At 32.4% G+C, this 10,515-nt stretch carries 8 protein-coding genes and 1 pseudogene; 1 reads left to right on the top strand and 8 read right to left on the bottom strand.

What is annotated here, in order from left to right:
* Nucleotides 1–6: 6 nt before the first annotated feature.
* The 6 genes and pseudogenes from NGC85_RS04510 to NGC85_RS04485 form a co-directional block, all read right to left on the bottom strand.
* Complete coding sequence (locus tag NGC85_RS04510; protein ID WP_254804979.1) at nt 7–663, bottom strand: hypothetical protein; 657 nt, start codon at nt 661–663, stop codon at nt 7–9.
* Nucleotides 663–1,790 carry a hypothetical protein gene (locus NGC85_RS04505; protein WP_254804978.1) on the bottom strand — a complete coding sequence of 376 codons (1,128 nt, stop codon included), beginning with the start codon at nt 1,788–1,790 and terminating at the stop codon, nt 663–665. The genes NGC85_RS04510 and NGC85_RS04505 overlap by 1 nt, the downstream gene beginning before the upstream one ends.
* A 3-nt stretch (nt 1,791–1,793) precedes the next feature.
* Entirely contained in the window at nt 1,794–2,897 is a 1,104-nt protein-coding gene (locus tag NGC85_RS04500; RefSeq protein WP_254804977.1) for a hypothetical protein, read from the bottom strand.
* Between the two features lie 14 nt (nt 2,898–2,911).
* A complete protein-coding gene (locus NGC85_RS04495) occupies nt 2,912–5,611 on the bottom strand; it encodes a DEAD/DEAH box helicase (RefSeq protein ID WP_254804976.1) in 2,700 nt (899 codons plus the stop codon).
* A gap of 9 nt (nt 5,612–5,620) precedes the next feature.
* Nucleotides 5,621–7,156 (bottom strand): annotated as a pseudogene (locus NGC85_RS04490) (site-specific DNA-methyltransferase).
* A 202-nt stretch (nt 7,157–7,358) separates the two neighbouring features.
* Nucleotides 7,359–8,243 (bottom strand): hypothetical protein, encoded by an 885-nt coding sequence (locus NGC85_RS04485; protein WP_254804975.1) that lies wholly within the window; start codon nt 8,241–8,243, stop codon nt 7,359–7,361.
* A 138-nt stretch (nt 8,244–8,381) separates the two neighbouring features.
* Between NGC85_RS04485 and NGC85_RS04480 the strand changes: the two genes are divergently transcribed.
* Nucleotides 8,382–8,552, top strand: coding sequence for a hypothetical protein (locus NGC85_RS04480; protein WP_254804974.1), 171 nt, complete (start codon nt 8,382–8,384; stop codon nt 8,550–8,552).
* Between the two features lie 222 nt (nt 8,553–8,774).
* Here NGC85_RS04480 and NGC85_RS04475 read toward each other — a convergent pair whose 3' ends face one another.
* Nucleotides 8,775–8,987, bottom strand: a complete 213-nt coding sequence (locus tag NGC85_RS04475; protein WP_254804973.1) for a helix-turn-helix domain-containing protein — start codon at nt 8,985–8,987, stop codon at nt 8,775–8,777.
* A 188-nt stretch (nt 8,988–9,175) separates the two neighbouring features.
* Nucleotides 9,176–10,429, bottom strand: a complete 1,254-nt coding sequence (locus NGC85_RS04470; protein ID WP_254804972.1) for a hypothetical protein — start codon at nt 10,427–10,429, stop codon at nt 9,176–9,178.
* Between the last annotated feature and the right edge of the window lie 86 nt (nt 10,430–10,515).

The raw sequence follows: 10,515 nt of genomic DNA, 5'->3' as shown, positions 1-10,515 counted from the left end.
TTCGATCTAGAAAAAAAGCATCTTGATTAATCTAGAAACTGTTTTAATTCGAACATCAGTATTTTTTGAGATCACGATGAGCCCATTTTTAGATAATTCAATTGTATGAACAAATTCATCAAAGTATGAAAATTTTATTTTTGACAAATCATAATAAATATCACCAAAAATACTTTCAAAATCTAAAATTGCATTTTGAGTTGAAGAAACATCTAATGAACCTTTAGAACTTTTAGACAAAGGCAACTCATTAAATCTAGCCTTAAAAACCTTAAACTGATTTAAATCTCTTGCCTTAACCATAAAGTTTTTCAGATTTATTTTTTTGTTTTTAAATGATATCTTTGTTTTTAAACAAGAGGATATAAAATCAATAAAATATTTCGTATATTTATTTGGTTCATTTACAATAAGAAATAATCTATCATCCATCTTATGAAAATAAAAATCTTGATAGAGATAATAATCAAAAGAAATTAGTGTCTCTTTTCCATCTTTATCTATTGTTTTCTCAACACGTTTCATTTCTTTGTAAAAAGTAGCAGTCAGGGTAGTAGAATCAAACTTAATATTTATAAAATTATTAATATTTTCATTGACTAAATCAGAAATTAACTCATCAAAAGTTATTTTAAAACCACATTCTAAAATATGAAATTTCATTACCCATCACTCCCAGTGCTTTCGAAATTAGAATTATCATCATTTTTTAAAATTTTAACTTTTAAGGGCTTAGCAATTATTGAGTTTATTAAACTTATACCATTATTAAATATTATTTTATTAAGCTCCAAATCTAAACTTTTTGGCAGTGAATTAGGCGTTTTAGTAAACTTACCCTCTTTATTTTTATAAAAACCTTTTGTTATAAATGAAAAATTACTTTTTCCATCTTCATCATAAGTAACTTTAATAGATAATCTATATTTATCTGAATTACTTACCGATGAATCAATACAATCCCAATTAAATCTATATAAGCGATATCCATCATCCAACTTAGCCATAAAATCTTCAGATAAATGAAGCTGGTTTCCTCTATAAGATGCACTTATAAGCTTGTAGGTTCCATCATCTTCATCATCACCACTACGAGTGGGATCCTTAAAAAGAATTTCAACCACATTTGTACGATGAAATTTATCCAATTTTGCTGTTAATTCATCAAAAAATTGCCAGTAAAGATCTGGACTTGTTAAACCAATTAAGTCAATTTTATCAATATTCAAATCACTATCATGTTCTTTCAATGTATTAATTACTGATTCACTCCAATTTATCATTTCTGGAGTAGAAGGATGCTCTAGATAAAATTGTTCTGAGTTTTCAACTTTTTTAAATGTTAATACTGACTTTTTGGCTTCCTTTTGTGCAAATAATTGCTTTTCAGGATGAAATTTCTCATACTCAAATTCAAGAGACAGAGTATCTCCATTAATTGTTTGAGACACATTTTTTAATTGTATATTGGCTAAGTCCTTTTGTAAGGATGATTTTATAGATGAAAAAACTGGAGTTAAATCTTCAACATCTAATTTTGTATTCAAATTGGTAGAGCTGATATATTCAGACCTTTCAACCTTACTATGTTGGGAAGATATAACTTCAAAATCATCAAAACTATGCATAAATGAGGAAAAATAATTAGCCTTATTTTCCCTAGTAGTTTTCCCTCCTAAGATTATACCTCTTTTTAAAAAAAGAGCGTTAACAACAGACTCAGATACCTTACCAGTACTTAATGCACTATATATATTATAGTCATTAGGTATATTATAAGTTTTACTCATTTATTAATCCTTAATAGGTGATCTATCAATTTTCTTATTACAAAAGACTTTTTGTATTATGGTAACTTCATCGAATTCTATTTTATTAAATATTGACCTCATACTGTCGCTGTAATCCCACATAACACAATATTTTTCAATTGCTGAAATAAAGTTTTGCTTGGCTGTAGTAGCCTTATCCCTTGTACAATGTCGTATACGAGTTATACAGTTTTCAGCAATTAACTCATACATCATTAAGGTTTCAATCAAATATATAAACTCATCAACGGTACTGCCCATTTCTTTGTAATATATGATATTTCCTCTACTTCTCGGTATACGAGTAGAAGAACCAGGTTCTAACGGATTTGGTACAAAATCAGTATAATTATCATAGGTCATAATGAAAAAAGGACCACTTATCAACTCTATCGTAGCTGGGCATTCCTGTGGCGTAAACCTACTTTTAAATCTCTGCCTAGTTGGATAAAAGAATGAGATAGGAGCATATGCGTCTGAGAGCGGAACTTTCTGTTCAGACCTCAATATGTTCAAATCATGTCTAATTGACAAAATATTGTCTATCAGCAAGGGATCCATTACATGAAGCTTTAAGTTGGCAGGTACATTTAAATCTTTTAAATGAAATCTTTGTGGTGCTCTTTTGCCAGTGTGTGGTGGATTAGGGTAGTCATAAATGAATGAAAAAAAAGGTTTATCAAATTTACCATCATGATTGTATATAAAAAGCATTCCCCTTATTTCATAACTGCCCTCAATACCATAACGCTGTCTCCATTCATCACTAGCTAGACTACAAACAGTACCTTTAGTTATGCTAGTTAGCCAGTCTTTAACAGATGCAGGACCAATTGAATCTGACCCATAACTTTTTAAATCCGTATTTAAATAAACTCTCTTATTTTCATATGGGTCATCATAATAAATAACTAAATCTGTAGGATGCGTTTTATCATCAGTTTCTTTAGCACCATCAAAATGTTTAGTTTTCATCAAACACGGAAAATTTAGATCATTTTCCGGATGAATATTCCACTTAAGAAAATCTCCAATTTCTTTTGTAATTAAATTTGCTAATTCAGCTATTCTGATTGTTTCTGCCATAATACATTCTATCCTTAAATTAAATTTTCACTTATTATCTGATTAATCTGCTCTTCTAAACTACGCCCAACTTCATCTTGCTTTTTAGCCATCAAGAATATTCGTTTGCCATTACTATCTTTAGCCCATTGCTTACCAATAGCATTCTTGATTCGAGCATCATCAGCAGTATCTAAATGTCCGCCTTTATACTCCAAAACAAAAATAGAACCATCAACCAATTCCGCTACAAAGTCAGGGTAAAAATAGTCTTTTTCAGTTGGTAGCCAAAAAGAATATTGAGGTTGCTTAGGAATATTTCTCACCCAATATTTTACTTTAGGGTGTAAGTCTAGTAACTGAGCACATTGGAACTCTTCAGAAACATTACCACCGTCTGTTTTTTCTCTTAAATCATCAATTTGAGCATAAAAATGCTTCTTAAACTTAAAACTTCCACGATACGGTTTCTTAACAGGGTACATGCCACGTTTAAATTCAAAACTATTTTCAAGTTTAGGTTCATTCGCGACTTGTAACTGGCTAAATAAATCACTCTGAAAAGCCTTTTTTCGAGCTAATTCGAATAAACGGTCTAATTCATTTGATACAGCAAGAGACAATTGGAACTGAGCGCGATGCAATTGAGTTAGAGTGAAATTTCGTACATTCAACAAATAACTGATTAGCTTTGTTAAATAAGCTCGTAATTGGATTTGTGTCAAACCTTGACGTCTTACTTTGCGATCGAGCCAGTTTAATAGATCATTTTCAGTGATTGGTGTTGGCATATCATCAAATTGGATCTGTTGGCTATTGAGTAATTCATAACTCAATTGCTCTTTTTCAAGATTTAGATCAATCGCAAAGCTATTCACAGTTTCACGTATGTTAAAACCTTCCAATTGAACTGGATAATCTAATAGATTCCATTCAACCGAATCTTCTATTGTTTCTTTGTCTGCAACTTGCCATTCACCATCAACGAATAAACCTAGCTGCGGAATAAGCGCAAATGTTGCATTCCAATTTTCAGGTGCTTGATGTGCTTGTCGCTCAGCACGAGCTTCTTTGAATACTTCTTGTATTTGAGTCTTTTGTTTTGGTGTTGCTTTTTCAATTACAGCTTGTTCAATTTGATCAAACTCTTCATCGGTCGTCCCTTTATTAATAATTAAGGATGTACCTTGGCTATTTTCTCTGGTCTGAATCGCTGATTGCAAATCAGTTGGAATTAGCTCTGGTGTAACAACAAATGGAATAGAGACCATGACTTCAGGAGTCTTTGGTTGAGTATTCGCTTGTGCTGTAGTGCCTAGATCTAACTCAGGTTGTGGATTTACAACTATCGAGGCATCTGCCTCCCATTTATCAAAGCCCATATTCTGCACCATGCGGTCTTTAAGAAGCATGGTGGCTTGAGCGATTGAACTTGAGACAACGTGTGCATATGCTTTATTAAGCTCGTCATTCTGTCGTAGTTTTGCATACGGCATACGTAATACACGTCCTAACAACTGCTCTACATCAGTTGCAGAGTTAATATTTTGCAAACTCGCAAGTACATAGGCAAATGAGCAATCCCAACCTTCTTTTAGTGCTTCGACTGTAATCACGATTTTGACTTTACTTTGAGGACTAAAAAGATTTTCATCTTCAAGCTCTTTCGTTTGCCCTGTAGAGATCGCAATCCAATCCTCTGTAATGTTTTCATATTCATCTAGCAAATGTTGCTTTACAGCATCTACATTCGCTTCACCATTTTTATCTTGGGCTTGGATCAATAAAATAGGGCGAATATATTCTCTTTCACTTTGTGCAAGTACTTCTAATTTTTGTCGTTGAATCAGCGCATCACGAATACAATCTTGCCAACTATTTGGATGTTCAGTTAGTACGACTGGCAGCTTAATCATTTCTGCCACTTTCAATTGAGCAGCAGAAACTGAGTAAAGAACATTATTGTCTTTGGGTGTTGCTGTCAGCTCAACTAGGCAACTTGGGTTGAGACGCTTCAACGTAGGGAAGAATGTTTTTCCACCACGGTTTTTATGCGCTTCATCCACAACAATAATTGGTCTATGCAAGTTAAAGAAATTGACTAATGAATGCTTCACTCGACCAATATCTTTTTCAGTTAGGAATGGCTGGTATTGCAAAGTATCAGCCGTTACTTTATCCATACTTTCGGCTTGCTGTGGAGTCAATTGAGTAAAGTGTTCACTCAAGGATTCGTCAAAAGCATAGGCATTGCGCTGATAGGTCTTTTCTTTATCAATATTGAAGATCTGAATAGTGGTCACAATGACAATACATGACTGACCAACATCATGCTTATTCAACGATTGCAGCCCTTCGATATTGCATATTTTGATGCGATCGCCATAATAGCTTTGTAAAGCTTGTCTATAGGGGTGATTCACATTAGCAAGTGCAGCAAGTGTTTGCTGTCGAATCATATCTGTTGGTACAAGCCACAATACGATAGGACTCTCAGTATTCACATAACTCTGCGCCACTTTAGGAATACTATGCGCTGCAAGCAGTGTTTTACCGCCACCTGTAGGTACACGTAGGCATATACTTGGTATTCCCTCCAATCGGTCGTTATAAGCAATATTTTCGCCTACACAGCGTTTAAATGCTTTCTCCGCCCCTAATGATGCTGCCAATGTAAAGAACTGTTCCAATGCTTTTAAAGAATCTATTTGATACTGTTTTAATTTAAGTGACATATGCAATCCTTACTGAGCTTGGTTGCCATAAAGCGAATATGGAATTTGTTTAAACTCAATGTCTAGAGCTTCAAGTCGGGCATCTCCAAGTCGTGATGCTTCGCCTATAATCACTCGTTTACCTTCATGCATATGACATTCATTTAAATAATTTAAAACAGATAGAGTTAAAACATTACCGCTATTCGGTCGTCGATCACCTAAAATTCCGTTATAGAGCAAGTAGTAGGCTGTACCTTCATGAATACCTAAGAATGGATTATCAAAGTTTTCTGTTTGGTTTAATGCAGATTTAGTTTCTAACCACCATACATAACTGGCAAGATCTTTAAATTTCACATCGGTATTTAAGAACCCATTATCATCAAAAACAGAGCTACCTAAAGTATAGAAACTAAAACCGCCACCACCTTGCCAATTCACAGCAGATGAAATACCACCTTGTTCGCCTTCAATCACTTTTTCAAGCCGTGGAATCACATGGGTATTTGCATGTTCACCCATTTCAATACCGATATAACGTCTTCCCATTTTATGAGCAACAGCGGCAGTTGTTCCTGAGCCTAAAAAAGAATCTAAGATTATATCCTTTGAATTAGTAGCAATTTTTAAAATTTGTTTAATAAGCCTTTCAGGCTTAGGAGTACTAAAAGCTTCACTTCCAAAAAAGACTTTTTGTTCCTTACGTGATTCATCATTATGACCAACTTCGTCAAAAGTCCACCATGATGTTGGAAGAATTCCATCTTGGACTTCGGATAAATAACGCTTTAATTGAGGTGCACCATCACCTTTTTTCCCCCAGTAGATTCTATTATCATTAATTAACTTGATCATATTATCTGAGCTAGTTAACCAACACCTTCCCGCGCTAGGTAAATACTCTTTACCTGTATTAGGGTTAGTTATAGGATATAAATAAGCTTGGGAAAGAGTTTTCACAGTTAAATTATCTGTACGCCATCTCCCTCTACCATCATTATCGTCATATTTATAAAGTTGATTTTGCTTCTCAGTACGTGGGAGTAAATTTCTCAGAAACTTATCTGACTTTCTATAAACTAAAATATGGTCATGTGAATCAGGAATACCCTTTGAATCATTTGCAACAGTGTATTTTTTTTGCCAAACAATATTACGGACAAAGTTTTTACGACCAAACACCTCATCACATAGTACTTTCAAATAATGTGATTCGTTATCATCCAATGTAATCCAAATAGATCCATCTTCAGCAAGAAGATCTTTGAGCAGTTGCAAACGTGGATACATCATCGAAAGCTATTGAGCATGTTCCAACTTATCATCGTAATGCTCAAAAGCCGATTGTGTGTTGTATGGTGGATCAATGAATATACATTTCACTTGACCACCATAAAGTGGGAGCAATGCTTTCAATGCCTGTAAATTATCACCCTGAATAATCAGGTTTTCTTTTGCTAGTTGCTTATCACCATATGATTTTTCGAATTTTAATAAATGGTAAGGGACGTGGGCTGCTGTTTCTTCAGCTTGGTTTCGATTTACCCAATCAAGTAAAGGCATGACATCACAAAATATAAAATTAAAACTATTCCTATCTTAACAAAAACAACCAAGAATAAGATCAACATCTACATAAGTTTTACACCGTCAGCCCAATTAGGCTCACTTTTTACTCATACTATATTTCCCAAACCTTTCATTATTTATCATGTCTTACTGAATTTTAAAATTCTATTAACATTCAGTTTCTTACAATTTATTCTTAATACATACACTTATACCAGCCCTGCTTACCATCCCAGATAACTCGTCCCGACTCTAATGGTGTCTGTTTATATAGAACATTTGGTCCTGATGAGATTTGATTGAAATTATTCAACCAGCCTTTGATATTAATTTTCAGATTTGCATCATCATTTGAAAAACTTTCTAAACTAGCGATGACCAAACCATCAACTTGACGATAAGTTGGCTGCCCTAGAACAATGGTTCCTGTAAATTCAGACAATTCTGTATTTTTACAAATCGTTTGACCAATATCTTTCGGTTTAGGAGCATTGGTTATGAGATTTCTTTCATAGTTATTTTTCAATTGTTGTTGTTCAAGTTTGTATTGTTCAATAGCTTGCTTTTTCTTATTGTCTTCAATATTTTTCTTCGACTGATATGCAGTCACAACACGATAGACTTCATCATCCGAAATAACCATTGTTTTAAGGGTGACAAAGTTCAAAGGCTGCCCCATTCCTCCAATACGAGATAAAATAGGTTCAATCGAGATATTCCATGGTGTTTTTGCTGCGCATTTGAATGTACCTGTGGCTGAAACGAGCCGTTGATTATTCAAAGCAGAAATATGTGTACCGCTCAAATACTGGAACATGCTCTTAGACATTTGAAAGAAACGACCATCTTGGCTAGCACATAAATTACTCATATAGGTATAAGGAATTAAGGCATCGGCTACAGCATCTTCAAATAAATATTCCTTACCTTTTCCATCTTTACCGTTTAGGGACTTAGAAGCAATTAGATGATTTGGTGTGTTATAAGCTTTTACATCACTAGGCTTAATTGAGTTAACTGTTACACATCCTGCAAATGGTAAACATACGCTTAGAAAAGTAAATAAATTTATATTTTTCATTTAGATAATCCACAACAATATATAAAACCGAATATTTTTACTATTATTTAATAAAGTAAGATTACCACAAAAGAGGATTATAATCCTCCATAAGTGTTAATTGAAATTACGATGTCTTAAATTTGGAGTTGTGTTTTTATGTCTAAATTCCTAGATGACTACCGAATGACGCCTGAAGAAATTGAAGAATTACGTCAAGATACTAAGAATGCCCAGAAATCAGCTGCATATTTAGCATTGCTAAGCCAGATAAAACCATTCGACTTATCAAAAGTAAAACAGCTACAAGATGTTGAGCAGGAAAAATAGAAAAGATGAAATGAAAGTTTAAAAGACCTCATTTCACAATTCAAAAAAGACAAGAGTACAAAAACACGAAAGCTCGGACATATCTTGCCGAGCCTCGGAATTGGGGTTGCCTAATCTTATAGGTACTCCCTAGTGACAAAGGCTATACCACTTTTATTGCTCAGTCAAATGTACAGGTGATGTATGAATTTAATTGTTATTGAAAATAGAATGATCTCTTGCTCAAGCTTTAGGTAATAAAGTTTGAGGTTCAACTTCAAGCGTGTGTGCAATTTCATAAAGCTTAAGAACTGTGATATTGACTTCACCCCGTTCAATTCGACCAAGATAACTACGATCAATATTACAAAGTAATGCTAATTTCTCTTGGGTAATTTTTTGATCAACCCTACATGTGCGAATCGCATGCCCAATTTGTTGTGCTAAATCGTTCATAAGTTCTATTCCCATAAAGAATAGAACTATTCATTTTTGAGGACTAAGCATCTACGGCTTATAATCCTCATATTAAATAAAAAAGCTTATGACACTCCAATTTCTGGATTTTCATAAAACCTGAACCTACTTAATACAATAAGGAAAATATTACTCTTTAATGGAAACAGCATTGCTCCCTTTATATTTTATTCTTCAAAATCAAAAATCGTTTTATCCAACCACATATTCAAAATTTCTTTGGGCGTATATTTACTCCAGCTTTGATCACCCTCTATAATATAAGTATTTACAAATAATTCCTCTTCAGAAAAAACCCAATTATTAGGAAGATTTTTTGTATACAATACTGGATAATTATTTTTAAGTAACTTCTCAAGACTAAAAGATACGTATTTTCTATAAATATGTTTCTTTTCATTCAACGATTTATAATCTTTTAACTCATTAATCAGATATAACTTAGACGTTGTAGTTTTAGCACAATATGTTAAAAGATTAAAAATAACTTCCAAATTATAATTACGAGCCATCCTCAAAACATCAAAATCAAATGCATTATCTTTCAAAAAAGGTATTAAATTTTCCTCACAAACCAAACTGATTAACTTATAAACTTCATTAAATCTTTTATTTACAATAAAACTTTCAACTTCTCTTACATCATCAACAGTTAATTTAGTTTTAAAAATTTCTGAATAAACATTAGACATCCAACTTTCGATACTATCGAAACCATTAGGAACAATAATATGACAATGATAGTTGAAATTTAACTTCAAATAACTCTTTAATTCTTCTTTTAACTGTTCCTCTATCATATTTTTTTCTTGTGTAGATAAAGTATAAAGTTCTAATTTTCTTGTGTAACAAAAGTTGCAATGCTCTAATTCTTTTATATAGCCCTTTTCTATAATATTTTTTATTAGATATTTACCTTCTGCATCACTGGATATTGATAAAGGATTCCACTCTGAAGGGAAATTTTTTCTATAATTCTCAATTAGAATATACAAGTAAATTCTTTCTATATAACTTAGCTTAATTAATTCTTGGCTTCCTTCATCTACTCTACAATTATGATTTTTAATATCATAAATTAAAGAGTTAACTTTTTTATTATTTCTAACTTTCCTACAGTCATAACAAATAAAAATCTCATTTAATATTGTAATTTTCGAATTTTTAAAATGAGCTCTATCCTCAATACTAAATTCAATATAACACTTTTTACAATCTTTTAACCTTCTAACAAGTAGTCTCCCTGCATTCATAATTTTTTTTGTAAGATCTGTATAATCATCCAAATTATATTTATATATTAGTGACTTAGCCGTAAAAACAAAATCAAATTTTATAGTATCTTTAAAAAACCAGTAATCTTGTAGCAATTCTTTGTTTGCATCATTTTTCTCTACAACCTCTAAAATAATTCTTTCCATTTTTTATAACATCCTTTTAATTTTAGTACATACTAATAGTATATATACTTTTATAAAATTAAATAAAATCAAAAACATAATTTAAA

Origin of the sequence: Acinetobacter sp. Z1 (assembly GCF_024296945.1) — a bacterium.
Classification (GTDB): Bacteria; Pseudomonadota; Gammaproteobacteria; order Pseudomonadales; family Moraxellaceae; genus Acinetobacter; species Acinetobacter beijerinckii.
The sequence above is the reverse complement of the archived record's forward strand: the minus strand, read 5'-3'. Positions and strand labels throughout refer to the sequence as shown.